We start from the raw sequence: 25,441 nt of genomic DNA on the forward strand, positions 1-25,441 counted from the left end.
ACTTGTCGGTACATGAGTATTAACACCTTGGACTAGGCTTTAGACCGATCTTAGCTAATTTTCTGGGACTTCGCTCTTCCCGTTATCGATTGAATTCGTCTCCCTTCGCGGGTTATAGTCTTCTTCAGCAAGCCCTATTTATACCCAACAGCCCAAATAAACCGACCGCGCCGATTCCTGCCAGACCTGTGGGGATGTTTTTAATTGCCGATTTACCTAATTTCCAGGTTGCCTGAAGGGTCAAGATCGCTACCACAGGCTTAATTCCGCCAAAGATCGCGATCGCTTGGGGCAGATCCTGTACTCGATTGTACCCGATCGCCAGTCCCCAGACGATCGCCATCGCTGGCAAAATGAAGCACACCCCACCAATAATTAGACCCCACCAACCAGCTCGGATATAGCCGAGATAAATCGCCAACTCGGTCGAACTCGGCCCCGGAATCAAATTAGTCAACCCGACCAGATCGAGAAATTGTGCCTGACTCACCCACTGGCGACGAGTGACAATTTCTGTTTCCAACATGGCAATGTGCGCCGCTGGGCCACCAAATCCGATCGTTCCCAGTTTCAAAAACACTCCAACTAATTCGGTCAGGCGAGAACGTGATGGCGGCATGTTAGGGATAGGGAAAAGGCAGATCGACAGAACTTGTGGGCTGCGGAAATTCGCTCTATTTTAATCGAACGTTACTCGATGCGACACAGCCGAAGCTGCGCGAACGGAATTTAGCTGGGTAATAGCTTGTAGCAATCAGCTCACCGACGATCGATTCCCTTGGATTTTAGATCTACTTGACAAATATCCCCTACACCTTTGATAATAAGTAATTAGTTTGAAAAAATCAAATAATTTGCGTGACTGGCGGAATTGGTAGACGCGCTAGATTCAGGTTCTAGTGTTCGCAAGGACTTCCGAGTTCGAGTCTCGGGTCGCGCATATTTGTCTAAAGTTAACAATTTCAGTAGGCAGCAACCTAGCGTTGCTGTCTACTGTTTTATGGTGTCTCGATCGATATTAACTATGTTGACTAGTACCCAGAATCCACTCATCAAGCAAATCAAAAAACTCCAAGCCGCCAAAGAGCGGCGGGAAACGCAGTTGTGCTTGCTAGAGGGGACGCATCTCATTCAGGAGGCTTGTGCTGTCCGCTACCCCTTGATGAGTGTCTGTTGTACCCCCACCTGGCAAGCCGCTCATCCCGAGTTATGGTCGAGTGTATTGGCGACTAGCGATCGCGTCGAATTGGTCAGTGATGAAGTAATTAGATCGATCGCGACGACCGTCAACCCCGATGGGATCGTCGCCACCGCACCGCGCATGGCACTCTCCCCACCACCCATTCCGGCAAATTTGACACTTGTCTTGGCAACTATTCAAGATCCAGGTAATTTGGGCACGATAATTCGGACAGCAGCCGCAGCAGGTATCGATGGGCTGTGGGTGAGTCAGGATAGCGTCGATCTAGACAATCCCAAAGTCCTCCGCGCTTCGGCTGGGCAATGGTTTCGGCTAGCGATGGGCGTCAGCGACAATCTCAAAGAACTCGTCACCAGTTACCAACAGCAGGGTGTCAGGGTAGTTGCGACTACTGCTAATGCCAAAACTAGTTACTGGGATGTAGACTGGCGATCGCCGACGCTGATTTTGCTCGGCAACGAAGGTGCGGGTTTGAGTCCAGATCTGTCAGCCCTAGCCGATCTTCAGGTCAAAATCCCCATGTCTGCAACAGTAGAATCACTCAATGTATCGACGGCAGCGGCGTTAATGTTGTATGAAGTTCGCAGACAGCAGCAGCTAAGTTAGCAGCCCCATCTCTGGCTGCTTTTGTGTCTACATATCGCTCATCAAACCCCCTGAAATTCGTCTTCAAAAGAGAATGGAAGGTAGAAAAGCACCTGTGGGTCGATTATAGCTGCCGAAACTCATCAACGTCATCGGCTCGACGATCCGTAGCCCCTGCTGCAAGCACCAGCGGAACAGTTGACCATTGCGTGTCGGTAGTAAAAATCCTTGTCCTGTAAACGATCTGGCGGCACCAATCAGTGCTTTTAGCCCTTCATTGCTTTTGCCTACAGCATGACCGAGGAACCCAATCGAAGTAGCATATCCGACGATCGTATCGTCATTCTCGACGACAGTAGCTGTGCCTTGCCCGATCGCCTGACGGAGATCCCGAGATCGATCGAAGCCATGAATCTGCTGACAGAGCCGATCGCAATCTGCTAAATCGTCGGTAGTTGCCAAACGGACTGGATAACCTGGCATTTCCAGTCCCAGTACTTGTCCTTGAATGCACGCTAGTGGCTCCCGCACATCAAAACCCAGCTTGGTGTATAGAGCCAGAGAGTGGTTATTATATGCTGCCTGAACTAGGCGCACACTAGTAAACCCTTGCTGCTCTGCTCGATCTAGTATTGCCGCCATCAGATGTCTACCGATAGTAGCATTTTGACTGCTGGGAGCCACTGTAATCGGGCCGATCCCAGCCACAATCGTCTCTTCCCACAGGAAGTTGCTGCCGACAATTTGCCCGCCCACCTCAGCGATTATTGAATAAATATCCGATCGGGCAAACAGCGGTGATAGCAAGTGGCAAGCCGCATCAACAGAGGGAAAATCTGATGAAAAGTTGTGCTGCTCGGAGATAGTCTTGAAGGCTTCGTGGCAAATTTTACCGCAAGTCTGAGCATCTTCAGGATTGCCAGTCCGTAGTTTTAAAGTTCGATTTGCTGTGGTCATAGTTATCCCCATCGCAATCGTGATTGATTCTGTCATTGCTACTACTCAGTGGCGTAAGTATAAATCTACGCAGTGGAAATTGCCGTTGTTTTCGAGCCAAAAGCTAATGAGATAACACACCGTGAAGGCTGTTTCACAATTTGTAACATGTGTCCTGTTGTCACAATCCTAACATGCAGTGTATAGCTTTTTAACACTTTGTTTCTGTCCACAGGTTTAATTTAGTCTTTGCGGACAAAAGTCACGATCGATCTGATGAATTTAGATTTGTTGGATCGCTTGGATCTGCTCATTGCCGGACATGGGGTTGAACCAAGATTGGCGAAATTGGCGAAATAGCAATTGAATCTTAATTTAACTGCACTGGTTACTCGATGGCGATCGTGTCACTGCTGGTTGTCGTCAGGGTACTCTGAGGATATCAGCCGACATCGCGATCGGTTGCTAGCAGATGCTAATTGAATGCACCAGCAGTTGACAGGACATTTTTATACCGCTCATCTCAATTGCCACTAGTACCAATGCAATTCCATATCCAAACCGATAGCGAAATCCCCGTCTCCAAGCAACTCTACGATCAAATGTTGTTTGCGATCGCCTCTCGACAATTTTCCCCTGGGCATCGATTGCCGAGTACGCGACAACTAGCCATGCAGACAGGATTGCATCGCAACACGATCGGCAAAGTATATAGTCAACTAGAAGGGACGGGATTGGTAGAATCCGTACCTGGTTCGGGGATCTATGTCAAGTCCTTGGGACATGAGAGCAATCATCTCCTGGCTGATTCCCAGATCGATCCCAATCTCTCCGCCATCGATTTAGTCTCGCAAAGTCTCAACACGCTCCTCGCCCAAGGTTATTCCCTCACCCAATCGCGGGAGTTATTCTTGACCGAAATTGATTGGCGGTGGCGGTGTAGTGCCAGAGTCTTTGTGACCGTGCCCCGCGCAGATAGTGGTGCAGGAGAATTGATGCTCCAAGAGTTGCAACAATCGCTAGGCATCCCCGTACAACTTGTCACCTTGGACAAATTGGCATCCCAACTAGCCCAATCTCTCGCAGCAACAGTCGTTACCAGTCGCTATCATATTGGAGTAGTGGAGGCAACACTCGCCAGTAGCGATGTCGTGACGCGATCGATCCGCGTTATCCCAGTCGATATCCAAGACTATGAACAAGAGCTAGCCCTAGTCAAAACTCTGCCCAAAAATAGCTATGTCGGGATCGTCAGCCTCAGTGCGGGTATTCTCGCCGTCGCCGAGATGATGGTACATAGTATGCGCGGTGACGATCTCTTGGTAATGGCTTGTCAAACCAAAGATACCTACAAGCTCAATGCTACAATCCGCCGCGCACACACGATCGTCAGTGACAAAGCCAGTCTCAACATCGTCCACCAAGCGATCGAAGCTGCTGGCGATGACTTGATGCGGATTCCGCAAGTCGTCGAGAGTGAGACTTATATCGGCTTGAAGTCCATCAATCTCCTCAAGCGGGAGTTGGGTTTGATTTAGCGGCTATTGGCTTATTTCTGCCATCGCTGTGTGGCTGTCGCAATGCGATGTCCGTAGCTTTCTGAAGTCACGCGATCGCCTGGCTCGATCGTGGCTGGTGCCCCGCTCATGTCCATATCACTTTGTCCCATGACGCCCATAAATGAGCCGAGCCGATTCATGCCATCTTGTCCGGGCATTTGACCCGCGCCCACCCAGATCATGCTGTGTTGAGCCGCATTGATGCTCAAGTACAACAAGGTGCCCTGCTTGTCACCACTGAGCGAACTAGAGTGAGTAAATCCACCCGCAATTTTGTCTTTCCAGCCTTGAGCAAACCAGATACTACTAGCAGCATCGACAAATGCTTTGAATTGAGCGGCGACACCGCCCATATATGTCGGCGAACCAAACACGATCGCGTCAGCCGCTTGGAGTTTGGCAAAGATTTCATCATCTTTCCAGCGTCCGTTGACAATCTGTTCGCCAGTGATAGGGATTAATTCGACGTTGGTATCTGCAACCTGCTTGGCACCTGTGGCGATCGCTTCAGCCATCAGGTGAGTGTGTCCGGTACCAGAAAAATAGACAATCGCAATATTAGTCATAAGAAACCGATGTGGTAAAGTAGGCTAAAATTCTGAGCTTTGAGTGATGTAAATCCCGATCGATACTAGGCAACTGCCGCTAATACTGGGTAGTCGATATAACCTACCTCATCACCACCATAAAAGGTGGATCGATCGTAGGGCGTGAGTGGTTGTCCGGTGGCAAATCGCTGTGGTAAATCGGGATTGGAAATATACAATCTGCCATAAGCCACCAGATCCGCGTCCCCATCTGCTAGCGTCTGTTCGGCTGTGGTGAGATCGTGTCCCCCAGCACTAATCATCGTCCCCGCGTAAATAGTGCGAAAATAGTGGGTACTCATCGTCATATCTGGATCTACAGCCGTCTCGTTGCCAGCAACGCGCGGTTCGACGATGTGGAGATAGGCGAGATTCAAGCGATCGAGTTGCTGCACTACATAAGTAAATAAAGCCAGCGGATCGCCGTCCGACATCGTGCCGAATGTTCCGCTTGGGGACAAGCGTACGCCCACGCGATCGCTCCCCCAGACATCGACGACAGCCGCGATCGTGTCTAGTAAAAATTTGGCACGATTGGCGATCGATCCGCCATATTCATCCGTGCGGTGATTGGAGCCATCATGCAAAAATTGGTCGAGGAGATAGCCGTTAGCACCATGCACCTCAACGCCATCAAATCCGGCTGCTAAGGCATTCTCGGCAGCTTGGCGATAATCAGCGACAATTTTGGGGATTTCGGCAGTCTCCAGGGCACGAGGGACGACATACGGCTGCGATCCTGTAAAAGTTGCCACCTCACCCTCTGGTGCGATCGCACTTGGAGCGACAGGGCGATCGCCATTGGGCTGAAAACAGGGATGTGAAACGCGCCCGACATGCCACAATTGCAAGAAAATTCGCCCACCCTGCTCGTGAACTGCTTGGGTAACTAATTGCCAGCCAGCGATCTGTGCGGCGGAGTGAATTCCTGGCGTAAATGGGTAACCCTGTCCTTGCGGCGATATTTGGGTGGCTTCGCTGACAATCAGTCCCGCTGTAGCGCGTTGGCGATAATATTCAGCGTTCATCGGTTGGGGTACATTTCCCTCAATGGCTCGATTGCGAGTCAGCGGTGCCATTACGATCCGATTCTTGAGCGGATATGGCCCTAGTTGGGTCGGTTCGAGTAGCTGTAATGAATTACTCACTAGTTTCTCCTTCTAGTATTTCGATAGTTCGACAATCTCGAACTACTAAACTATATCAACTACTATGAGATAATGCAAGTAGTTACCGACACAATAGTCTTGAGTTTTAATGCCCTCGTTGGCGTAGCCTATGTTTTCAAACCGCGAACATCGGCGTTGGCGTTGGCACCGCCTTACCCTTGAGATTACGCAACAAAAATCGAGACGAACGGTAGTATTAGCCAACCCGTAACGTCCCACTCGCCAATTTTTTCACCACATCATGCGTCCGTTTTATCATCCTCAGTGCGAAGATATTTCGCTAGTTGGTTTGTTCTATGCACTTGGAGATCCCGTCAGATTGCAGATCGTGCAGCGACTAGCTGCAACTGGAGCTTTGACTTGCTCGGATTTGGACTGTGATGTTGCCAAATCTACGATGTCCCACCATTTCAAAATTTTGCGAGAGTCGGGGCTGGTATTTACGCGCAAGGAAGGAACGCAGCATATCAATACGCTGAGAGTCGCGGATCTCGACAGGCTATATCCAGGGCTGTTGGCAGTAGTGTTACGCGCTCCGGTTGGGGCTGTTAAATTAATTGATAATTGATAATTGGGCGTTGCTGGATTGAGGTATGATTTAAGGCGATCGATAGTTGATAGTAATGTAGTGGGACGACACGACTAAAATTGTGGGCATTCAGAATCCTTGGTATCAAATACTGGTGCGTTACGGCAGTCGCCTAACACACCCTACATCTACAATACTTGTCTAAAAATCAAGCTAATTGCTCAGTGATTCTGGCAATAGTCCGATCGTTTTCGGCAGGAGTACCGATCGAGATCCGCAAACCACCCCCAGTATGCCGAATCGAGGTGCCATGTTTTTTCAACTGGATGACTAGATCTGCCATTACTAGATCGGGATGGGCGACTCCCCGTAACCGCACATAGAGGAAATTAGCATCGCTGCGCCATACTTTGAGATCGGGCATCTGAGTCAATGCGCTAAATAAGCGATCGCGTTCGCTAATGAGCTGGGGAATTACTGCCAATAACGACTGGCGATGTTGTAATACTAACTCGGCGGCGGCGAGTGAAATACTCGGGAGATTGTAGGGTAATCTCACTTGCTCCAGCGTAGCGATGAGTTGAGGATGTCCCACGGCATAACCCACCCGATGAGCGGCTAGTCGAAAGGCTTTGGAAAATGTCCGTAATACGACCCAATTGGGATGCTGGGCTAGTGCGGCTACTACCGTCTGTTGGCTAAATTCAAAATAAGCTTCATCGATGACTACCAAAATATCTGACGGCAAACTTCGCATCCAGTCCAACTCCGCTGCTGTGAGCGCATTACCTGTCGGTGAATTAGGATTGACCATAAATACTACCCGAATCGGCACATCTGAAGTATCGATCGCCTGTTGAGCCGCCACCAGATCGACTTCAAAATCAACGGCAGATCGATCGATCCCCACCACCGGAATCCCCAAAGTCTGCGCCAAAATCCCATACATGCTAAAAGTCGGCCCGGCGATCGAGATCCCGCCCCCACCACCCACACAAGTCGCAATCAGGAGCGATCGCAATAACTCATCCGAACCATTTCCCACACTAATCTGGTTGGGAAGTATTCGAGCGTCTAGTCCTGCTGATTCTGCCACATAACCCGCGATCGCCTCCTTGAGCCGATAATGCCCACCATCAGGATAACGATTGCTCTCAATCGATGCTACCCACGTCTGCGCCAATTGGTGCTTTAGTTCTACAGGTAGATCGTAGGGATTTTCATTGGTATCTACTCGATCGATCTCGATCGCTACAGATTGTCCTTCTACACCAGCAGGATGCGGCGTGTAGGCTTGCAAACTCCCAAGTTCGCTCCGAATGAAGGGTAAGGGTATGGTAACGCTAGGAGTGGTATCTAGAGGAGTAGTAGTCATATTAAGCGTGGGCAAAGCCTCTTCGAGAACGAGGAGCAGGTTTGAATCCTCATCATAGATCGATCGACAACCTCAGCGGGTAGATCGACTAAATATTCATCCCGATCCGAGCGAAGGGTGTCGCCACATCATCCACCAGCTCATCTAACTGTTAGAGCGCGAAAATAATCTCATCAAGGTATTGACAGCGATTTAAATATCTCGTATATTGATAAGTGTCTGAAAACGCGGCCCCATCGTCTAGAGGCCTAGGACACCTCCCTTTCACGGAGGTAACAGGGATTCGATTTCCCTTGGGGCTACTTAGAAAATAATTTGGAAAAAGAGGCTAGGCAACTAATGTCCAGCCTCTTTTTGCATTCAAATAATTAGCCTAAAGCCTAAGACCCAAAGCCTAAGACCTAAAGCCTAAGACCTAACTTATGGATGCCGATTTTTTGCATATTCCAGTATTGAGCCAGGAACTAGTCACTGGCTTAGAAGTTGTGGCAGGTGGTTGGTATTTGGATGCAACAGTTGGTGGTGGCGGGCATAGCGAACTAATTTTGCAAGCTGCGGCTGATGTGCGGTTGGTGGCGATCGATCGAGATTTGCAAGCTTTAGCAGCAGCTAGAGCTAGACTGGCACTGTATGGCGATCGCGTCGAGTTTTGGCATGGCAACTATGCCGATTATCAACCAGCAGGACGAAAGTTTGACGGGATTATTGCCGATTTGGGCGTCAGTTCGGTGCAGCTCGATCTCGCCGAGCGTGGCTTTAGTTTTCGGCAGGAAGCACCGCTGGATATGCGAATGGATCGCTCTCAAGGGCAGACAGCCGCCGATCTCGTCAATCAGACTACTGAAGTCGAATTGGCAAACATTATTTTCACTTATGGTGAGGAACGGCTATCGCGCCAAATTGCGCGGGATATAGTTGCTGGACGACCATTTGCGACGACCACCCAACTAGCTTATACGATCGGCGGTGCCGTGCCCAAGTCCTATCGTTATGGGCGCATTCATCCAGCGACACGGACATTTCAAGCTCTGCGGATTGTCGTCAATCAAGAGCTAAGTTCGCTGGAGCAATTTCTCGCAGTTGCCCCGACATGGCTCAAGCTGGAGGGTAAGATCGGGCTGATTAGCTTTCATAGCTTAGAGGATCGGATTGTCAAGCATACCCTCCGCGAAAATGAGAGCCTCAAAGTCTTAACCAAAAAGCCCATCATCGCCACTGAAGCCGAATTAGCTACCAATCCCCGCGCTCGATCGGCTAAATTGAGATGGGCGATAAATACAGGCGGTAAGAAGTAGGGATCGATCGCAGCGTGTTATCGATCCCATCCGGTTCGATTGAGCTTAGATCCTCTCTAGTCTTAGTCCGCGCAGGCGGACTTCGGAGCATTAGCGGCGGTTTTAACCGCTGACTGACCGAACCGGATCGATCGCGAGCGACTAAAATTTGGGACAAAAGTGCATATTTGCGCCCAACTGGGCAATATATATATGATGTACCCTCTCACAGTCTGTGGATCGCCAATGACTTCTGAAGTAGCAGCGTGTTTGAGCATCGATCGTTGTCTTGGAGATGACGATCGTGTCTGACTTGCTATCGATGCGGGTATGCTCGAATCCCCTGATTTGGCGTTGCAACGCACTAAATATATGAGTTTTCAACTAGATCGAGGATTGTTTCAGTTTGACTTTATCGATCGACACGCTATTTTGGGTGTGAGTGTAAATGCTGAAAGTATAGATATTCGAGAACGCTATCAAACCGTTGCCAGATTGTTGCATCCTGATACTGCCAAGTGGAAGACTGAAGCGGAGCGACAGTTGGCAGTGCGACTGTTCTCGCGGCTGATTACTCACGCTTATAGTAAGCTCTCTCGACCATCTGAGCTACAAGAGCAGATGATTATGCTAGAACTCCTGAGCAAAAGATCGATCGTGGAAAATAGTCAACTTCAGATCGCCGATCCGCTCTGCCAACAACTTTATCAAAGTGGCAATGACTTCGAGCTAGTGTACGATCGCCTACTAACTCAGATTGCCACCCAACAATATGTAGAATTAGACCACAGCGAACGAATTATCAATCAAATTAGCGAACTAAATCTGGTGTATCTCTTGCGCCGTCAGTTGCAGTCAGTACGCTCTACCCCGCCAGTGGGTGCGACTAACGCGATTTTAGGTGCCATCAAAGAAACAACACCACCAGAGATTGTCAAAGCATCCCCCATCGAGGGTGCGCTCCGCCGCGCGGAAGATTATGTCAATAATAAAAATTGGGTAAAAGCAGTACCAGAACTCCGCGAAGTCATCAGTGTAGAGCCAAATAACGTTCGTGCTCATGCGTTGTTTGGATTGGTATATCTCCACCAGCAACAAATGACAATGGCAAAACTATCCATCAATAAAGCGATGCAACTTGCGCCGCACGATCCGCTAGCACTGCAAGCCAAACAAGAATTCGAGCGCGCCAATAACCCGCGCACTAGCTCGAAGGGTAAAGCTCCAGCCAAAAAAGCTAACGAAGGTATCTTTGGCGGCTTGTTTGGTAAAAAGTAAATTGAGTTGCTAATTAACGGTAACTTAGGTGAAAAAGTAGGGTTAGCGATCGGGATTTGGTATGCTATTAGTCTAACTATTTACCAGCAACGGCAGTCCTGGTTGCCAATCCCAAACAAATGACCGATCGCACTCCCACTGTCTCAATACCCGCACACAGCGATGATTCCCAGCCGCGATTCATCAGAGCCGAGGCGACACCACCGAACTTTTATGTTCCTGGTGCCAGAGATTTATTGCCCTTGGATGTCGCGCAGAAACGGTGGGTCGAAAAAGGCATCCAGAATATCTTCCATCGTTGGGGTTATCATCGGATTATTACCTCCACTCTAGAACGACTAGAGACCCTGATCGCTGGTGGTGCGGTCGATCGCGAGACTGTGATTCAGATTCCCGCTGCCGAAGGTGGGACACTCGGTTTACGCCCCGAATTGACGGCTTCGATCGCCCGTGCGGCAGTCGCGCGGATGGGAGATCTGTATCCCCAAAGATTGTATTACAATGCCAATGTCTTTCGACGTGCCGATCTCGAACATCACGGACGACAACAAGAATTTTATCAAGCTGGCATCGAACTGCTCGGTATCGGTGGGATTCTCGCTGATGTTGAAGCAATTTCACTGATGATGGATTGCCTTACGGGTTTGGGCGTTCCCAATTGGCAACTAATTTTGGGAGAAGCAGGTTTGAGCCGCGCCTTACTAGCTCAATTCCCCAGCGAATTCCGCACTCAGATTCGCCGCTGTCTGGCACATCTCGATCGCGTCACCCTAGAGCAATTACCCTTACCGCCTCAGCAACAGCAGTTGGCTCTGTCACTCCTAGACTTGCGTGGCAATCCGGCTGTAGTATTGACGCAACTAGCTCGACTCGAATTGGATGTAGATAGCCAAGCGACGATCGCGCATCTCCAAACCGTGGTGGAATTATTGACAGCTAGCAGTCCCACGCCACTCCCACTCATCCTCGATCTGAGCTTGATTCAAACCTTTGATTACTATACTGGGATCGTATTTGAAGCAGTCAGCATTCATGAAGATCGTACCTATATCCTGGGCAAAGGCGGTCGCTACGATCGCTTGCTGGCTCTATATCACCCCCAAGGTCAAAATTTCCCTGGCATCGGTTTTGCCCTGAATATTGAAGATTTGCAGCAAGCTTTGCAAACGAGCACCGCCATGCCTCACCACACCGCCACACCCGACTGGTTGGTAGTGGCGACGACACCCACGGCTACCGCTGCCGCGCTCCGCTACGCTCACAAGTTGAGATCTACTCCCGCGCCGATCCGAGTCGAGATGTACCTCAATGATGGCAACTTGGCCCAAATCCGCCAAATCGCGATCGAGCTTGGTACTACACGGATTGCTTGGGTAAGTGCAGATGGTGTCGAGTTAGAGGAATTGGTTGACAAAGTGCTTACCTAGCTAGACTTTGGGCGATCGCTCAAACTTCGTGGACTTTTTCGAGCGTACGTTGATAATCCCACTCTCGATCTTGTTGGCGAAACAGCTCGGCAGCCATCTGGAGGTCTTGACGTGCGCCTTCTCGATTGCCCAGGTACGCACACACCAACCCCCGATTGTAATAAGCTTTGGGGCGGGTAGCGTCGATTTGAATCGAGAGATTGTAGTCATTCAACGCCCCTTGAAGATCTTCCAAGCGATAGCGAACATTGGCGCGGTTATAGTAGTTGGTCGCACTGCGATCGTCGAGTTCGATCGCCCGATCGTAGTCTGCTAGTGCCCCTTGCCGATTCCCGCTCCGGTCGAGCAGCAATCCCCGATTGGCATATGCTTTGGCATGAGCGGGATCGAGTTGAATCGTGCAATTGTAGTCAGCTAAAGCACCTTCGCGATCGCCACCTAAATCGCGCGATCGACCGCGATTATAATACTCACTAGCAGCTTGTGGATGTTGCTGGAATTCAGGTTGAGCATCAATGGGAATGTCCGATTGGTTATCTAGATTATTAGGCATATTTTCAGATTTTAATGTCATCTCAATCGATAGCGCAATCGCACTTAATCCTAAAAAACGTTGATATTGACGAGAGTCTACCTTGGTTACAGCGGCTCAGACGCAGCAACTCCAAATATAGTGAGGCTGCTGGAAACTTGGCGGTCGAGCGTTTTATTACTGTTTTAAAGACAGCATCCGAGCGAGTTTAGAAACTGCAAACTCAAATATTTACACTTTAAACTTTAACAGTTTCAGCAAATACATTGGTCTTCATGACATTAAGTCCAGCCGAATTGCCTAATCTGACATTCTCCTCTGGCTAGAATTCGGAGATATATTGCTGATTTAGACACATACTTCTTTGCCAGTGTCAGATTGGATATCTAGGGTAGAGGGTGAATAGTGAATGGCGATTCGCGCACGCCTTTGTTTCCCGACGGTTTAGCGGATGCGCTCCCGCCTTTGTTCCCCACTGGTCGGGTCACCCGCCCAGTTGACCATGGAAGCGCACCAAGCAGCGAATCGAGACAGTGGATGGTGGATGTGCCATCCGTGAGTTCCTATGGTTCCGATTTTTCGGTGGCTGCCAAATTGGCAAATAGTTCTTGAAGCTTCCAGCGTTGAATGTAGGGCCAGCCGCCATTTTCCTCGATATCACGGAGGAGGGAGTAGAGAGCCTGACGAGTATTTGGCAGTGCCGACTGAAAATAGCCTTGTTGAATCTCGTGATGGAGCTGTTCTAGCGTCCGCAGGAGTTGGAGCAGTGCGACTGGATCTGCCCGATCGCGATCGGCAATGTCATGTATCTTGGTAGTGATTTCAGCTAGATCGGCGATCGGACTAGTTACATTTGCAGCTAATGAGCTGCTTGCTGCCACTTGAGAGGATAAAAATGAGTTTTTTTCCTGATTCATTTAACTATATTTGTCAATTATTTTTAATATAAATTCATGTATTGGGATCGGTGATGAAACCCGATTCCCAATATTTTCAAATCATTTGTGCATAGATGTGACGTGGACGGCACGCGCGTTGTAAAATACCGATCGACAAGACAATTATCTTACTGTGTCTACGGCTCTCGATCGAGCACAACTTTGAAGATTGATGAGATCTGACGGTGCGCGTAGCAGCAAAGACTGTAATAACATAAAATATATCGAAAATCGAGGTCGAACATGAAATTTCGCGGATTAGTCGCCGCTCTACTCGCCATCTGTGTTGGCTTGTTGACGGCTTGTAGTGATGCTCCTGTATCAGCAACAACTGTACTGACGTACGAAGATATTCGGGGTACCGGACTGGCAAACAACTGCCCAGTCGTCGAGGATACCAGTCGTGGTGCAATTCCGCTGGATGCCACCAAGAGCTACCAGTTCATCGACATGTGTATTCAACCCACCAACTACTTTGTTAAAGAAGAACCTCAGAATAAACGTCAGGAAGCTGAGTTTGTAGCGGGTAAGTTGGTCACCCGCGCGACTTCCAGTCTCGATCAGATTAGAGGTACTGTCTCGTTGACTGAAGATCGGACGCTCACCTTCACCGAAGAAGATGGCATTGACTTCCAAGCGATCACTGTCAAAATGCCAGGTGGCGAACTAGTGCCCTTCCTCTTTACTGTCAAAGAGTTGGTCGCAACTAGCAAGCCAGGTGTCGAGAGCATCAATACTTCTACCGACTTTGCTGGTGAATACAAAGTCCCATCTTATCGTGGTAACGTCTTCCTCGACCCCAAAGGTCGCGGCGTAGCAAGTGGTTATGACAACGCTGTCGCACTCCAAGCCGAATCCGAAAGCCGGACGGGTAATCGCGCCAACACCAAACGCGCCACCGCCTCCAAAGGTAAAATCAACTTTGAAGTTGCCAAAGTCAACAGTGAGACTGGCGAAATCGCTGGTATTTTTGAGAGCGAACAAACCTCCGATACGGATTTGGGTGCTTTAGATCCTAAGGAAGTCAAAATTCGCGGTCTTTTCTATGCTCGTCTAGAAACCAAATCTTAAATTAGGGGTTAGGTTTTAGGCTTTAGGCTTTAGGGTCGGGTTTAGATAGTTTGATGGGTGTTGTATCGACTAGGTATGACACCTTTTTTTAGGAGGTCGATCGATGGTTCAATTTTAACTGGCTGGGCGATCGTCAACATCGAGCAATTGACTCGATCGCTAGCTGCGATACCTTCTGTTCGAGCAGCTAACCTCTATTCTCAATCATATTAATTCTTCATTCACAACGTGATATCACCTATGGGTCGTGCTAAAAAAGTCGTGCTTGCTTATTCTGGTGGGGTAGATACCTCTGTCTGTATTCCTTATCTCAAGCAGGAATGGGGTGTTGAAGAAGTCATTACCCTCGCCGCAGACTTGGGACAGGGAGACGAGTTGGAACCGATTCGTCAAAAAGCTCTCACTTCTGGTGCGAGTGTGTCGCTAGTAGCTGATGCTACTGCCAGATTTATCACTGAGTATGCTTTTCCCGCGCTCAAAGCCAATGCCTTGTATGAAAATCGCTATCCACTCTCTACCGCACTAGCGCGCCCGTTGATTGCCAAATTGCTAGTCGAAGCCGCCGCTGAGTATGGCGCAGATGCAGTCGCTCATGGTTGTACGGGCAAAGGTAACGATCAAGTCAGATTTGATGTGTCGATCGCTGCCCTCAATCCTAACTTGAAAGTGCTAGCACCCGCCCGCGAATGGGGGATGAGTCGCGAACAAACGATCGCTTATGGCGAAAAATGTGGTATCCCTTCACCTGTCAAGAAGTCCTCACCCTACAGCGTCGATCTCAATCTGCTAGGACGCAGTGTCGAAGCTGGTGCGCTCGAAGATCCCTGGGTAGAGCCACTCGAAGAAGTGTACGCGCTCACTAAAGCGATCGAAAATACCCCCGATACACCCGAATATATCGAGATTGGCTTTACTTGTGGTGTGCCAGTGAGCATCAATGGGATCGCACTCACTCCCGTCAGTCTGGTTAGTCAACTCAATCAAACTGTTGGCAATCATGGGATCGGGCGGATCGATATGGTCGAAAATCGGCTCGTTGGCATCAAGTCGCGAGAAATCTACGAAGTTCCGGCTCTATCCGTCCTGATTCAAGCTCACCGCGAACTAGAAAGTCTCACCCTCACTGGCGATGTCACCCAGTACAAGCGCGGCATCGAAGAAACTTATAGCAAAATCGTCTATAACGGTCTGTGGTATTCGCCCCTTAAAGCTGCCTTGGATGCTTTTGTCGAACAAACCCAAGCGCGAGTCTCTGGGACTATCCGGATCAAGCTATTTAAGGGCAATGCCATCATTGTCGGACGTCAGTCAGAGTACAGTCTCTACGATATGGACTTGGCTACCTACGGTGCTGATGATAAGTTCGATCACAAGGCTGCTGAAGGATTTATCTATGTGTGGGGTTTACCCACGCGGGTATGGTCGCAGCGGAATAGGCTTTAGGCTCTAGGTGTTAGGTTTTAGGATGCATTCTGAGGCGGTGATGAGGGGCGTAAGCGTCTTAGACCCCTAAAGCCTAATACCTAAAACCTACCCCCTAACTTAAAGTGTTGCTTCAAAACATCTAGTGGCGATCGATCCCAGTAATCAATGTGACTGATAATCAAATCTAGTTCGTTTAATAACAATTCGGTTCTACCAGTGATTTCGATGCGTGGATGCCAAGGTAGCGGAGTATTCCAGCTCAAAGACCAGCGTGTCAAAATCGCTCTGTCTACGCGATCGATCGTGTACAATTCCAAGTGAGGATTTTGAAACCATTTGCGGATAAACGCGATCGTCTGCTTGTAACGATCGAGTCCCCGAAACCGCGATAGTGGATCTTGAAAGTAGACATCTTCGGCATAGATATGATAGCTTTGATCGATCGGAAATCTTGCATAGTCTTGACGCAGAACGGTAACAATATCCATATTTAATGGTTGATTAGATCTGTTTACCTTTCATTTTCTCCCAAAGCTGAGAATTTAACTTCCGCCCATCGCACTCAAAGTCTAGTAATAGCCAATCTCGATCGATCGGGTTAACTCTGGCATCAGGATTTGCCGTTCGAGGGCGAATGCAGTCGCTACAGCACGAAGATCTTGAGCATTGACATTTATGCTAGTCATCTGACCGAACGGCAAGCGGAGAGCACCGCTGTTCTTGGTAATTCATCATCATCCTAGCTTACCAAAGCGAAAAGCCCGCCAAAAATCCTTAAAATAGAATTAAATACCAAACAATCCGGTTAGAACAAGATGACAGAAGCAAAATCTGCACAGGAACTATTTCAGGCTGCTTATGAGAATCGCTATACTTGGGAGCCAAATTTTCCTGGCTACACAGCCGCAGTCACATTTCAACATGGCGATCGGATTTTGAATGGCACTATTGTCGTCAAAGCCAATCTCAGTGCCGAAGTGATGGGTATCGACGATGACGAGGCGCGCGACTCCATCATCGGACAACTCCGCGAAGTCGCCATCCACCGCGTCCGCCGGAGTTTTGCGGATACTCACAGCAAAAATACCTTCAGCTATGGCGAAACCGACGCGACAGGTGCAGTAGAAATCCTCATGGGCGGCAAATCTACAGGCGATCGCTACAAACTCCGCAATAATGAAGTTTGCCACGTTCACCGTCATATTCATGGGGTTATGGTGACGATCGATACCTTTAGCAGTCACGATACTGGTGCGGGTTATCTCTCTCATCGTTATGACTCGATCTACGCCGATCCTGAAACCGGAGCAATCAAGAGCGGTAAAATCGTGTTTGAAGACAATTATCAAAAAGTCGGTGATTATCAAATTCTCAGCCAACGGACGATCCAAGCTGTCGAAGATGGTCAGCCTGTTACTACTGAGTTTAAATTTACTAAGATCGAGTTATTACCTGCTCAAGTCAAAGCTGTCGCAGCGACAGTGTAGAGTTAAATTCGACACATCCCCCAATCCGGTACGGTAACAGCTACGGTTGCCCCACACTCAATACGGTTCGGTTAAGTCCATTTTCTTAGATATTGTCAGTCCGCGAAGGCGGACTTTGCATCACTAGCGGCGGTTTCAACCGCTACCTAACTAGCTAACCGAACCGTATTGGCCCCACACTTAGAGCGGGGCAACCGCATACATCCGTTCACTCGGGATGATTAACTTATCCAAGTCACCCAAATTTTGATATTGTGCGGAGACAAATGCTGAGATATCCTCGATCGAGACTATCCACTCCCGTGCATACAAAGCTAGCATCTCCCCCCGCAAACCTAACTGAATCGCTTTCCGCTCCAATTTACCCCCAGTTGGGCTGTGGTCGGGGTCCCATTGCAATCGGACATCAGAACGCTTGACTGCGCGTTGCCAGTCTTGTTTAGTGGGGTAGAGATCGGGATCGTAAGTAGAGCAGACAGCGTTAGCCAAGATCGTATCGAAGGCTTCGCGCTTAATCTTCACCGCCAAAACCACCTCCTGACCCTCCTTTTGCCCCCAGCCGGAGCGATACATCATCCACAGGAAACTAGGCTTAATCCAGCTCATCCGCGTCAGGCTAAAATGCTCGCCGCCGAAGTAGCCATGAGTCGCTGCAAAATGCCCGATGGTGGGGCGATATGCCTGGTACACAATTACCCCTTCTTCATCAAACTGCGCTAAAATATAACGACCGATTTTAGGCAACTTGGTCTTTTGTTCGATGTAACTGGTGGTGATAAGACGCATGGACGATAACGAATTTCAACTAGAAGCACCATTTAAACCGACAGGCGACCAACCTGCGGCGATCGCGCAGCTTGTCGCTGGGTTAAGATCCGAGCAGCGGTTTCAAACCCTGCTCGGTGCAACGGGTACGGGCAAGACTTTTACGATCGCCGCGACGATCGCCCAGTATCAGAAGCCGACATTAGTATTAGCCCATAATAAAACATTAGCGGCGCAATTGTGTAACGAACTCCGGCAATTTTTCCCCCACAATGCCGTCGAGTATTTTGTTTCCTATTATGATTATTATCAGCCAGAGGCGTATATTGCTGTCAGCGATACTTTTATCGAAAAAGCATCGGCAATTAATGATGAAATCGATATGTTGCGACATTCGGCAACGCGATCGCTGTTCGAGCATCGGCATGTAATTGTGGTGGCTTCGATCAGTTGTATCTATGGTTTGGGTACGCCTGCGGAATATCTGAAGGCAGCAATTCCGCTCAAGGTGGGGATGGAAATCGACCAACGTGAAATGCTCAAGCAGTTGGTTTCGGTGCAATACAGTCGCAATGATATCGACTTAAAACGCGGTAATTTTCGGGTGCGTGGTGATGTAGTTGAAATTGGCCCCGCTTACGAAGATCGGATCGTGCGGGTAGAATTTTTTGGCGATGAAATTGAAGCGATTCGGTATGTCGATCCGGTGACGGGGGAAATTCTGAATACGGTTGGTGGTTTGAATATCTATCCGGCGCGGCACTTTGTCACACCTGAAGATACATTGCAGGATGCTTGCAATGATATCGATACGGAGTTGAAACAGCGGATTGTTGAACTTGAAACTAATGGTAAATTAATCGAAGCTCAACGCATCGACCAACGGACGCGCTACGATCTAGAGATGTTGCGCGAGGTCGGTTTTTGTAATGGGGTGGAAAATTATTCGCGCCATTTAGCCAGACGGCAAGCTGGCGATCCGCCGGAATGTTTGTTGGATTATTTTGATGATGATTGGTTATTGGTAGTCGATGAGTCTCACGTCACCGTTCCCCAAATTCGCGGGATGTATAATGGCGATCGCGCTCGAAAAACTGTCCTGATCGATCATGGTTTTCGGTTGCCCAGTGCGGCTGATAATCGCCCCTTAAAGGCTGATGAATTTTGGGAAAAGGTGAATCAATGTATTTTTGTTTCCGCAACCCCTGGTGAGTGGGAAATGGGACTCTCAGAGGATCGAATTGCCCAACAGATCATCCGTCCGACAGGCGTCATCGACCCCGAAATATTCGTGCGTCCGACGGAGGGACAAGTAGACGATCTATTAGGCGAAATTCGCGATCGTGTCCAGCGTGAAGAACGCGTCTTAATTACGACGCTGACTAAGCGGATGGCGGAAGATTTGACTGAATATTTCCACGAACGGAGTGTGCGGGTAAAATATCTCCATTCAGAAATTCAATCGATCGAACGCATTGAAATTATTCAAGGTTTACGGAATGGTGAGTTTGATGTATTGATTGGGGTCAACTTATTACGGGAAGGTTTAGATTTACCGGAAGTCTCTTTAGTTGCGATTCTCGATGCCGATAAAGAAGGTTTCCTACGTTCGACACGATCGCTCATTCAAACAATCGGACGAGCAGCACGACACATTCGCGGACAAGCGATCTTGTATGCAGATAAATTGACCGATAGTATGATCGCCGCGATCGATGAAACCGATCGCCGTCGCAATATTCAAACAGCCCATAATAAAATTAATAATATCACGCCCTACTCGATCGTTAAAACAGGTAATAACTCGATCCTCCAATTTCTCGATCTTTCCCGTCGTTTGAATGCTCAACAATTGGAGACAGTTATCGCTCACGTCGATGAATTAACCCTCGAACAAATTCCTGATGCGATTGTTCAATTAGAAGCAGAAATGAAAGTAGCAGCCAAAGAGTTAGAATTTGAAAAAGCAGCCACATTGCGCGATCGAATCAAGCAATTACGAACTAAATTAGTTCGGACATAGTATCAAAGCTATGCACGTTAATACTCGCGCTCGGCCAGTGGAGTCTTGGGGAAAATACTCAATTATTAAGAGTTGATATGTTGTAGCGAGATCGAGTGTCGAGTATTATTAAAATCAGTTTGGTTATTTGGAGAAAACTAATGACTCTAATTACTGCTAAGTGGAGTTTAGATGACTATAGTCGAATAGTTCGGCGGCTGGACAGTGACAAAGCGATCGAGTGCGAATAACTCACTGAGAGTTTGCCACCGCGCATTAGTTATTCCCGTACCCCGCATCATGCGTGTGCCAGATTTTTGCACCGTTGCGTTCATCCGAAAATGAAGGATTTTCTAGTCGATTGCGATCGAGTATTTCGCCGCCAAAGACCGAACTTTTCGACTAAAGCGATCGACTACCATATCCGGTGCCACAACTACACAATCATCCCCGTAGGGCAAAATTTCTCGAAAGAACCAGAAGGTGCTGTTAATTTTGCGAACTACCCGCTTAGTAGGTCGATCGGTATCTAGATCCGTAACTTCAAGATCGTCTTTTCTTCGTTCGTAAGCGAAGGCTAATCCTCCCGTTAGGTGAAACTCAACAGGGATCGTTTCTAGCCCTTTCTTATCCCATTTCTCCGCCATCGGGACGACGATCGCATCCTGAATCCGATCGAGCCTCAAAAACCAGTTGTGTTCCAGTCCAGGGACATCATTATTCCCTTCAGATTCAACGCATTGACAGGTTAAATACTGACGTTTTTCAATCGGGACGACTTCCCCATACAGAACGGTAAAAGTGAATGGTCGATCGGCTGCATCGCGATAAGTCAAGCGAAAGGGGCGATGTTGATAGATCAGTTCGTCGATTTTCTGTCGCCAGGATGGAAGAAGATTTTCGGTAGATTTGAGCAGTTCGGCGCGGTCGGGAATCGTCAATTCGGATCGATCGAGCAAGATTTGCGTGACAATCTGGGCTTCGGCTGTTTTCCCTGCGTCGATGAGAGCTTTGATGGCAATGTTTAAGGCTTGAATCCTGTGTGAGTCCCAATCGTTGTTATGGGCGATCGTTAGCTCTCGTCTAGCGATCGTTTCGATCAGTTTGGAGATATTGGGCTTGTCGCCCCACATCATGCCAAATTCTTGAGCTAGTTGGGTGAGGGCTGCTCGATCGGTTTCATTCAGGGAGATGGTGAGGGCACGTCCAGAGCGAGTCATAAGATTTTGATTTGTCCGTATACTTTGTAATAAAAAAGGTTTGTTATCTTCTATTATAACTGTTAGGATGAGGTTAATTGCTCGATTGCAGACTAATTGCACGGGGTTAACTGCTCCCGATCGAGAGCAAGCTGACCTAGTTGGACATCACTCACTACCAAAACAATGACTAATAATCTCTCCGAACGCACGATCTCGCTAATGTCTGATGGCTGTTGGCACCCTGCCAATGAGTTAGTTGAAAAGATTAGCCACCGTTTCTCTGCAACCATGCACGTACTCAAGAAGAGAGGCTATCACTTTGAAAAGCGTAAAGTAACCGCCCAGCAATATGAGTACAAGATGACTGTTAGAGAGATAGCATAGTACATTTGTTATATACTCGTTGAATGGGAGTTCATTTGCTCTGATTCGATGAGTATCCCTAGTTGGGTTGAAATACTTTAGTACAAAGAAAGTTGGTATACCAATGAACGAACAAGAATTACTCGCACGAATTACTGTCAATCCTCAAATTTTTGCTGGCAAGCCAATTATTAGAGGTAGAAGACTAGCTGTAGAACAGGTATTAGGCATGTTAGCGGCGGGGGATACTACGGAAACTTTGCTAGCTGCTTATCCCTGGCTGGAAGCAGAGGATGTTCGAGCTTGCCTGGTTTACGCTCATCGTCTAGTCGGACACGAGCGTGTCGAACCCCTGTTACTTGAAACCACGTCATGAAGATATTACTTGATACTAATATGTCGTTTCGGGTGCGAGACGACTTAATTGCTGCGGGGTATGACGTAATCTGGACGGGCGATTGGGATGTAGATCCTGGCGATGAGGAGATTTTGGCAACTGCATATCTTGAAAATCGTATTCTCATTACTCAGGACAAAGATTTTGGTGAATTGGCAATAGTTAAAGGTCAACCTCATGCGGGGATTGTCAGATTGTCTAATTTGGCAACAACGCAGCATTCTAATGCTTGTCTAGAATTTTTGAATCGGTTTGAATCTGAGCTATTGACAGGTGCGATAGTCACGATCGATTCTCGAAGAGTCAGAATTCGTCCGGCGGATACACTTTAAAAAAATAAATTTTAGATGAGGTTAATTATTCAAATATGGACGAAAAGTAAATATGTCTGATTATCAAATTCGGCTTAAACCCGTCTACTCGCAAACAGTCCCCACACCAGAGGGTTTGGTATTACCAGCAGGTTGGAATCTAGCTTGGCATCAGTTAGCAACATTAGAAGCTCTCAGAGATCCAGCAATTGATGTGGTGATTAATACGGCGATGACTGGTGATGGTAAGAGTTTGGCTGCTTATTTACAGTCAATGATAGTTAAATGCTATTCCACATTAGCAATGTATCCAACTAACGAACTTGCACGCGATCAGGAGCGACAAGTTAACAACTACAAGACAGAATTTCATAAGCACGATCTTCAAATTTATCGCTTGACAGGGGCAACTTTAGAAAATTTCGTAGAAACTAATAGTCTGCCATCTAAGCAGCAAGGGCTGATTAATCTAGTTGATAACTCAGAAATATTACTAACTAATCCTGATATTTTTCACTACGTCCATGACTTTCGTTATCTTCGACGCGATCCGAAGAATCCAAACAAGGGAGATAATGCCGATAAATTGTTTCGTAAGATCGATGAAATGTATAAGTTATTCATCTTTGATGAGTTTCATATTTTCTCTTCACCTCAGATTGCTAGTGTCGTAAATGCGATGTTGTTGATAAAACATACTGCACTTTCACGGAAATTCTTGTTCTTATCAGCAACTCCGAATGAAATGTTGTTAGAGTTTCTTCACCGTTCTGGATTTAGAACTAAGGTTATAGATCCAGTCAAACATAATTCATATAGATTTGAAGATAGAGATTCGGAACAATGGAGGCAAATTAGCCAGCCGATCGATCTGAGGTTTGTCAGTGACTTACAACCAAATGCTCGATCGGGCTATGATTGGATTGTAGAGAATACAGAGTTAGTAATTCTCAAGTTTTTCTTAGAACATCATGGTAGTAAAGGTGCGATTATTCTCAATTCGATCGCCTCTGTTTACAAGATTCTAGGCATACTCAAACCACTGTTTGAGGCGCATGGATTAAAAGTTATGCCGAATACAAGTTTAACTGGTGAAAGCGAACGGGCACGATCGATCTCAGATGCCGATCTGTTAATTGGGACTTCGACAATCGATGTTGGTGTTGACTTTAGAATTAATTTTCTAATTTTTGAAGCGGCAGATGCGGGGAATTTTATTCAACGCTTTGGTAGATTGGGGCGACATCCAGGATTTCCAACTTATCAAGCTTATGCACTGATTCCAAATTACCTAGTTGCTCGGCTGTTTACAGGTAAAGATAGTCAGATTGCACCTTTAGCAGATTCTCAAGAGTACGATCGAGTATCATTCACTGAATCTATCCGTAATTCTTGGTCGTTTGTGAATCAATTTGAGAACTATCCCAAACGTTGGGGAGTGGTGCAGTCAGTTTGTATGCACAGAGAACTGCGAACGCCACACATGAAAGCAACTTATCCCAATGCAGTTGATGGTTTCGGAGTCGATATCGAAAATACCTTTGGCGTTAATCTTAAATATCAGTACAGCAAGGTTATCCGCTGTATTGATGCGAAACAACACAAAATTATTGATGAAGCGCGGAGTTTTCGGGGGAGCAGTCAGCTTGATTGTGCGATTTATGATGCAACTAATCCCGACGAGCCGGAACGCGATCAATTTAAGACTTATAATCTGCCTGGGTTATTGAGCAATTTTATTTTTGATTCGGAACTAATTAAACGCGATCGATTTATTGCGATGGCTAGAGATCGAGGAGTATCGACGAAGCGATTTGAGGATGCTCTCTGTTATCTACGAGTGATTGATTATCGTGACGTGCGGGAGAACTGGCATTTTTACCATTCAGGGAATGTGGGGGAACTAGCTCGGCTGGGGAAGGTGCAGATTCTCAAAGGGCTAGAAGTGACGATCCCACCGAATGCAATCACTCATGCACTCTCTCGTCGAGGGATTGTTTGCTATATCTCCGATCTTCCTCGTGGGGATTTACGCGCCAGACTGGGGCTACCGATGCAGTTTCAAGCCTATGGATTGAGCGATCGACTAAACGATCGAGATCCACCTTATACGATCGCCTTTGGCAAGTCAGCTTTGATGCTAGAAACCCTAACTTGGCACTGGAAGCCGCAGGCGGATATTGGCTGGATATGTTGAAATAATGAGGAGAAAGGGGGGCTTGCCCGTTATCGGATGGCAATCTTATTTCAATTCCTGTAAGGATTTTGTAGTACAAGTGAGTCCCTTTCTCCCATATATACACTTTATCCGATCTTGCGACTTCTAAACTCAGATAGCTATCTTGACTTAAAGTCGTATGGCTATTTTGACTAAACTTAAACTTGGGCAGATAATGAAAAAGCCCACTAGAGAATTTTTATAATTATTCAATTGAATCGCGAAGATCTAGGAAAAATGCCGCCAGCACTCCGTCACGAATTTCTTGGGTGGATGCAATCTGCCAGTACCTCTTGTAGTTTAGTAGAACTACAACAAGTCGATGAAGATCGAACACCTTCCGATCTAGTAGATCTAGCCGAATCTAGCAAGGTGTCTAGGAATGATGTCCTCAAAGGGGAAGGGCAAGACAAGAGAGATCGTTCTCACGTTCGTTTGTCTCAGCTATTCGACGAAGGTTTAACTAGAGCAGGGATGTCTGTGCGAGTTCGATTGACGCAAGATCGAGCAAAAGAAGTCGGACGAGATTATCTCAACAGTTTAACTATCTCAGCGACAGGAACAATATTTCACGAGGGACAAGTGTTTGATAAGGTCAGTCCTTTGGCTGGAAAGCTGAATGGCTGCACTTTGAATGGTTGGGAATATCTTGAAGTCAAAAAAGATGGAGAGTGGATTAAGTTTGATACTTTGAGACGACAGTTGAGACAAGAGAATGGAAATTAACTAGCCCGATAGGAGCGTAAATATTATGAATTGGGCGATTCGAGGTAAAAATATTCGGGAATATCGATCGATTACAACTGAGGA

Annotated in this window: 27 protein-coding genes and 2 tRNA genes; 17 read left to right on the top strand and 12 right to left on the bottom strand. The window is 47.6% G+C overall.

What is annotated here, in order from left to right; genetic code table 11:
* Positions 1 to 124: 124 nt before the first annotated feature.
* Positions 125 to 619, bottom strand: coding sequence for a chromate transporter (locus tag ACEW9I_RS10690; RefSeq protein ID WP_373540325.1), 495 nt, complete (start codon positions 617 to 619; stop codon positions 125 to 127).
* Positions 620 to 856: 237 nt separating this feature from the next.
* Between ACEW9I_RS10690 and ACEW9I_RS10695 the strand changes: the two genes are divergently transcribed.
* Positions 857 to 940 (top strand) — tRNA-Leu (locus tag ACEW9I_RS10695).
* 84 nt (positions 941 to 1,024) lie between these two features.
* The gene (locus ACEW9I_RS10700) at positions 1,025 to 1,807 is read left to right on the top strand and encodes a TrmH family RNA methyltransferase (RefSeq protein ID WP_373540326.1); all 783 of its coding nucleotides are present in this window, start codon (positions 1,025 to 1,027) and stop codon (positions 1,805 to 1,807) included.
* Between the two features lie 63 nt (positions 1,808 to 1,870).
* Here ACEW9I_RS10700 and ACEW9I_RS10705 read toward each other — a convergent pair whose 3' ends face one another.
* Positions 1,871 to 2,743: a GNAT family N-acetyltransferase gene (locus ACEW9I_RS10705; RefSeq protein WP_373540327.1), complete on the bottom strand. Its 873-nt coding sequence runs from the start codon at positions 2,741 to 2,743 to the stop codon at positions 1,871 to 1,873.
* A 521-nt stretch (positions 2,744 to 3,264) separates the two neighbouring features.
* Between ACEW9I_RS10705 and ACEW9I_RS10710 the strand changes: the two genes are divergently transcribed.
* On the top strand, positions 3,265 to 4,260 hold the full coding sequence (locus ACEW9I_RS10710; protein ID WP_373540328.1) for a GntR family transcriptional regulator: 996 nt from the start codon (positions 3,265 to 3,267) through the stop codon (positions 4,258 to 4,260).
* Between the two features lie 11 nt (positions 4,261 to 4,271).
* Here ACEW9I_RS10710 and ACEW9I_RS10715 read toward each other — a convergent pair whose 3' ends face one another.
* Both ACEW9I_RS10715 and ACEW9I_RS10720 read right to left on the bottom strand, forming a co-directional pair.
* Positions 4,272 to 4,847, bottom strand: coding sequence for a flavodoxin family protein (locus ACEW9I_RS10715; RefSeq protein WP_373540329.1), 576 nt, complete (start codon positions 4,845 to 4,847; stop codon positions 4,272 to 4,274).
* A gap of 65 nt (positions 4,848 to 4,912) precedes the next feature.
* On the bottom strand, positions 4,913 to 6,016 hold the full coding sequence (locus tag ACEW9I_RS10720) for an alkene reductase (protein ID WP_373540330.1): 1,104 nt from the start codon (positions 6,014 to 6,016) through the stop codon (positions 4,913 to 4,915).
* Positions 6,017 to 6,278: 262 nt separating this feature from the next.
* Here ACEW9I_RS10720 and ACEW9I_RS10725 point away from each other — a divergent pair, with 262 nt between their 5' ends.
* Positions 6,279 to 6,605 (top strand): ArsR/SmtB family transcription factor, encoded by a 327-nt coding sequence (locus tag ACEW9I_RS10725; protein ID WP_373540331.1) that lies wholly within the window; start codon positions 6,279 to 6,281, stop codon positions 6,603 to 6,605.
* Positions 6,606 to 6,774: 169 nt separating this feature from the next.
* Here ACEW9I_RS10725 and ACEW9I_RS10730 read toward each other — a convergent pair whose 3' ends face one another.
* Positions 6,775 to 7,941, bottom strand: a complete 1,167-nt coding sequence (locus ACEW9I_RS10730) for a histidinol-phosphate transaminase (RefSeq protein ID WP_373540332.1) — start codon at positions 7,939 to 7,941, stop codon at positions 6,775 to 6,777.
* A gap of 229 nt (positions 7,942 to 8,170) precedes the next feature.
* Here ACEW9I_RS10730 and ACEW9I_RS10735 point away from each other — a divergent pair.
* Positions 8,171 to 8,243, top strand: a tRNA-Glu gene (locus tag ACEW9I_RS10735).
* Between the two features lie 120 nt (positions 8,244 to 8,363).
* Entirely contained in the window at positions 8,364 to 9,236 is an 873-nt protein-coding gene (gene rsmH / locus ACEW9I_RS10740) for a 16S rRNA (cytosine(1402)-N(4))-methyltransferase RsmH (RefSeq protein WP_373540333.1), read from the top strand.
* Positions 9,237 to 9,377: 141 nt separating this feature from the next.
* On the opposite strand, the gene ACEW9I_RS10745 is transcribed toward rsmH, so the two are convergent.
* Positions 9,378 to 9,599 (bottom strand): hypothetical protein, encoded by a 222-nt coding sequence (locus tag ACEW9I_RS10745; protein ID WP_373540334.1) that lies wholly within the window; start codon positions 9,597 to 9,599, stop codon positions 9,378 to 9,380.
* Here ACEW9I_RS10745 and ACEW9I_RS10750 point away from each other — a divergent pair.
* Together ACEW9I_RS10750 and ACEW9I_RS10755 are read left to right on the top strand one after the other, a co-directional pair.
* Positions 9,588 to 10,493: a DnaJ domain-containing protein gene (locus ACEW9I_RS10750; protein WP_373540335.1), complete on the top strand. Its 906-nt coding sequence runs from the start codon at positions 9,588 to 9,590 to the stop codon at positions 10,491 to 10,493. The genes ACEW9I_RS10745 and ACEW9I_RS10750 overlap by 12 nt on opposite strands.
* A gap of 119 nt (positions 10,494 to 10,612) precedes the next feature.
* Positions 10,613 to 11,920 (top strand): ATP phosphoribosyltransferase regulatory subunit, encoded by a 1,308-nt coding sequence (locus tag ACEW9I_RS10755; RefSeq protein WP_373540336.1) that lies wholly within the window; start codon positions 10,613 to 10,615, stop codon positions 11,918 to 11,920.
* 19 nt (positions 11,921 to 11,939) lie between these two features.
* On the opposite strand, the gene ACEW9I_RS10760 is transcribed toward ACEW9I_RS10755, so the two are convergent.
* On the bottom strand, positions 11,940 to 12,494 hold the full coding sequence (locus ACEW9I_RS10760; protein WP_373540337.1) for a tetratricopeptide repeat protein: 555 nt from the start codon (positions 12,492 to 12,494) through the stop codon (positions 11,940 to 11,942).
* Positions 12,495 to 13,015: 521 nt separating this feature from the next.
* Positions 13,016 to 13,369, bottom strand: coding sequence for a hypothetical protein (locus ACEW9I_RS10765; protein WP_373540338.1), 354 nt, complete (start codon positions 13,367 to 13,369; stop codon positions 13,016 to 13,018).
* 264 nt (positions 13,370 to 13,633) lie between these two features.
* On the opposite strand from ACEW9I_RS10765, the gene ACEW9I_RS10770 reads away from it, so the two are divergent.
* The gene (locus ACEW9I_RS10770; RefSeq protein ID WP_373540339.1) at positions 13,634 to 14,461 is read left to right on the top strand and encodes a photosystem II manganese-stabilizing polypeptide; all 828 of its coding nucleotides are present in this window, start codon (positions 13,634 to 13,636) and stop codon (positions 14,459 to 14,461) included.
* A 240-nt stretch (positions 14,462 to 14,701) separates the two neighbouring features.
* Positions 14,702 to 15,904 (top strand): argininosuccinate synthase, encoded by a 1,203-nt coding sequence (locus ACEW9I_RS10775; protein WP_373540340.1) that lies wholly within the window; start codon positions 14,702 to 14,704, stop codon positions 15,902 to 15,904.
* A gap of 80 nt (positions 15,905 to 15,984) precedes the next feature.
* On the opposite strand, the gene ACEW9I_RS10780 is transcribed toward ACEW9I_RS10775, so the two are convergent.
* Positions 15,985 to 16,374: a DUF2358 domain-containing protein gene (locus ACEW9I_RS10780; RefSeq protein WP_373540341.1), complete on the bottom strand. Its 390-nt coding sequence runs from the start codon at positions 16,372 to 16,374 to the stop codon at positions 15,985 to 15,987.
* A gap of 327 nt (positions 16,375 to 16,701) precedes the next feature.
* Between ACEW9I_RS10780 and ACEW9I_RS10785 the strand changes: the two genes are divergently transcribed.
* Positions 16,702 to 17,373 (top strand): DUF3386 domain-containing protein, encoded by a 672-nt coding sequence (locus tag ACEW9I_RS10785; protein ID WP_373540342.1) that lies wholly within the window; start codon positions 16,702 to 16,704, stop codon positions 17,371 to 17,373.
* A gap of 180 nt (positions 17,374 to 17,553) precedes the next feature.
* Here the strand turns inward: ACEW9I_RS10785 and ACEW9I_RS10790 are convergent, their stop codons facing one another.
* Positions 17,554 to 18,159, bottom strand: a complete 606-nt coding sequence (locus ACEW9I_RS10790; RefSeq protein ID WP_373540343.1) for a DUF4291 domain-containing protein — start codon at positions 18,157 to 18,159, stop codon at positions 17,554 to 17,556.
* On the opposite strand from ACEW9I_RS10790, the gene uvrB reads away from it, so the two are divergent.
* Positions 18,158 to 20,161 carry an excinuclease ABC subunit UvrB gene (gene uvrB, locus ACEW9I_RS10795; protein WP_373540344.1) on the top strand — a complete coding sequence of 668 codons (2,004 nt, stop codon included), beginning with the start codon at positions 18,158 to 18,160 and terminating at the stop codon, positions 20,159 to 20,161. The genes ACEW9I_RS10790 and uvrB overlap by 2 nt on opposite strands.
* Before the next feature lie 167 nt (positions 20,162 to 20,328).
* Here uvrB and ACEW9I_RS10800 read toward each other — a convergent pair whose 3' ends face one another.
* Both ACEW9I_RS10800 and ACEW9I_RS10805 read right to left on the bottom strand, forming a co-directional pair.
* A complete protein-coding gene (locus ACEW9I_RS10800) occupies positions 20,329 to 20,475 on the bottom strand; it encodes a hypothetical protein (RefSeq protein WP_373540345.1) in 147 nt (48 codons plus the stop codon).
* An 18-nt stretch (positions 20,476 to 20,493) separates the two neighbouring features.
* Positions 20,494 to 21,360 (bottom strand): WYL domain-containing protein, encoded by an 867-nt coding sequence (locus tag ACEW9I_RS10805; RefSeq protein WP_373540346.1) that lies wholly within the window; start codon positions 21,358 to 21,360, stop codon positions 20,494 to 20,496.
* Positions 21,361 to 21,525: 165 nt separating this feature from the next.
* Between ACEW9I_RS10805 and ACEW9I_RS10810 the strand changes: the two genes are divergently transcribed.
* The 5 genes from ACEW9I_RS10810 (at position 21,526) to ACEW9I_RS10830 (ending at position 25,357) form a co-directional block, all read left to right on the top strand.
* Positions 21,526 to 21,726, top strand: a complete 201-nt coding sequence (locus ACEW9I_RS10810) for a hypothetical protein (RefSeq protein WP_373540347.1) — start codon at positions 21,526 to 21,528, stop codon at positions 21,724 to 21,726.
* Positions 21,727 to 21,829: 103 nt separating this feature from the next.
* A complete protein-coding gene (locus tag ACEW9I_RS10815) occupies positions 21,830 to 22,081 on the top strand; it encodes a DUF433 domain-containing protein (RefSeq protein WP_373540348.1) in 252 nt (83 codons plus the stop codon).
* On the top strand, positions 22,078 to 22,434 hold the full coding sequence (locus ACEW9I_RS10820; RefSeq protein ID WP_373540349.1) for a DUF5615 family PIN-like protein: 357 nt from the start codon (positions 22,078 to 22,080) through the stop codon (positions 22,432 to 22,434). Before ACEW9I_RS10815 ends, ACEW9I_RS10820 begins: the two co-directional genes overlap by 4 nt.
* 52 nt (positions 22,435 to 22,486) lie before the next feature.
* Entirely contained in the window at positions 22,487 to 24,610 is a 2,124-nt protein-coding gene (gene cas3 / locus ACEW9I_RS10825) for a type I-D CRISPR-associated helicase Cas3' (RefSeq protein WP_373540350.1), read from the top strand.
* A gap of 258 nt (positions 24,611 to 24,868) precedes the next feature.
* Positions 24,869 to 25,357, top strand: coding sequence for a hypothetical protein (locus ACEW9I_RS10830; RefSeq protein ID WP_373540351.1), 489 nt, complete (start codon positions 24,869 to 24,871; stop codon positions 25,355 to 25,357).
* Positions 25,358 to 25,441: the final 84 nt, after the last annotated feature.

Origin of the sequence: Chamaesiphon sp. (assembly GCF_041738855.1) — a bacterium.
Lineage (GTDB): Bacteria > Cyanobacteriota > Cyanobacteriia > Cyanobacteriales > Chamaesiphonaceae > Chamaesiphon.

Excerpts from the sequence above, each read along its gene's own strand:
- ACEW9I_RS10690 (WP_373540325.1), bottom strand. The coding sequence starts at position 619 with ATGCCGCCATCACGTTCTCGCCTGACCGAATTAGTTGGAGTGTTTTTG.
- ACEW9I_RS10700 (WP_373540326.1), top strand. The coding sequence starts at position 1,025 with ATGTTGACTAGTACCCAGAATCCACTCATCAAGCAAATCAAAAAACTC.
- ACEW9I_RS10705 (WP_373540327.1), bottom strand. The coding sequence starts at position 2,743 with ATGACCACAGCAAATCGAACTTTAAAACTACGGACTGGCAATCCTGAA.
- ACEW9I_RS10710 (WP_373540328.1), top strand. The coding sequence starts at position 3,265 with ATGCAATTCCATATCCAAACCGATAGCGAAATCCCCGTCTCCAAGCAA.
- ACEW9I_RS10715 (WP_373540329.1), bottom strand. The coding sequence starts at position 4,847 with ATGACTAATATTGCGATTGTCTATTTTTCTGGTACCGGACACACTCAC.
- ACEW9I_RS10725 (WP_373540331.1), top strand. The coding sequence starts at position 6,279 with ATGCGTCCGTTTTATCATCCTCAGTGCGAAGATATTTCGCTAGTTGGT.
- ACEW9I_RS10730 (WP_373540332.1), bottom strand. The coding sequence starts at position 7,941 with ATGACTACTACTCCTCTAGATACCACTCCTAGCGTTACCATACCCTTA.
- rsmH (WP_373540333.1), top strand. The coding sequence starts at position 8,364 with ATGGATGCCGATTTTTTGCATATTCCAGTATTGAGCCAGGAACTAGTC.
- ACEW9I_RS10750 (WP_373540335.1), top strand. The coding sequence starts at position 9,588 with ATGAGTTTTCAACTAGATCGAGGATTGTTTCAGTTTGACTTTATCGAT.
- ACEW9I_RS10755 (WP_373540336.1), top strand. The coding sequence starts at position 10,613 with ATGACCGATCGCACTCCCACTGTCTCAATACCCGCACACAGCGATGAT.
- ACEW9I_RS10760 (WP_373540337.1), bottom strand. The coding sequence starts at position 12,494 with ATGACATTAAAATCTGAAAATATGCCTAATAATCTAGATAACCAATCG.
- ACEW9I_RS10765 (WP_373540338.1), bottom strand. The coding sequence starts at position 13,369 with ATGAATCAGGAAAAAAACTCATTTTTATCCTCTCAAGTGGCAGCAAGC.
- ACEW9I_RS10770 (WP_373540339.1), top strand. The coding sequence starts at position 13,634 with ATGAAATTTCGCGGATTAGTCGCCGCTCTACTCGCCATCTGTGTTGGC.
- ACEW9I_RS10775 (WP_373540340.1), top strand. The coding sequence starts at position 14,702 with ATGGGTCGTGCTAAAAAAGTCGTGCTTGCTTATTCTGGTGGGGTAGAT.
- ACEW9I_RS10780 (WP_373540341.1), bottom strand. The coding sequence starts at position 16,374 with ATGGATATTGTTACCGTTCTGCGTCAAGACTATGCAAGATTTCCGATC.
- ACEW9I_RS10785 (WP_373540342.1), top strand. The coding sequence starts at position 16,702 with ATGACAGAAGCAAAATCTGCACAGGAACTATTTCAGGCTGCTTATGAG.
- uvrB (WP_373540344.1), top strand. The coding sequence starts at position 18,158 with ATGGACGATAACGAATTTCAACTAGAAGCACCATTTAAACCGACAGGC.
- ACEW9I_RS10790 (WP_373540343.1), bottom strand. The coding sequence starts at position 18,159 with ATGCGTCTTATCACCACCAGTTACATCGAACAAAAGACCAAGTTGCCT.
- ACEW9I_RS10800 (WP_373540345.1), bottom strand. The coding sequence starts at position 20,475 with ATGAACGCAACGGTGCAAAAATCTGGCACACGCATGATGCGGGGTACG.
- ACEW9I_RS10805 (WP_373540346.1), bottom strand. The coding sequence starts at position 21,360 with ATGACTCGCTCTGGACGTGCCCTCACCATCTCCCTGAATGAAACCGAT.
- ACEW9I_RS10810 (WP_373540347.1), top strand. The coding sequence starts at position 21,526 with ATGACTAATAATCTCTCCGAACGCACGATCTCGCTAATGTCTGATGGC.
- ACEW9I_RS10815 (WP_373540348.1), top strand. The coding sequence starts at position 21,830 with ATGAACGAACAAGAATTACTCGCACGAATTACTGTCAATCCTCAAATT.
- ACEW9I_RS10820 (WP_373540349.1), top strand. The coding sequence starts at position 22,078 with ATGAAGATATTACTTGATACTAATATGTCGTTTCGGGTGCGAGACGAC.
- cas3 (WP_373540350.1), top strand. The coding sequence starts at position 22,487 with ATGTCTGATTATCAAATTCGGCTTAAACCCGTCTACTCGCAAACAGTC.
- ACEW9I_RS10830 (WP_373540351.1), top strand. The coding sequence starts at position 24,869 with ATGCCGCCAGCACTCCGTCACGAATTTCTTGGGTGGATGCAATCTGCC.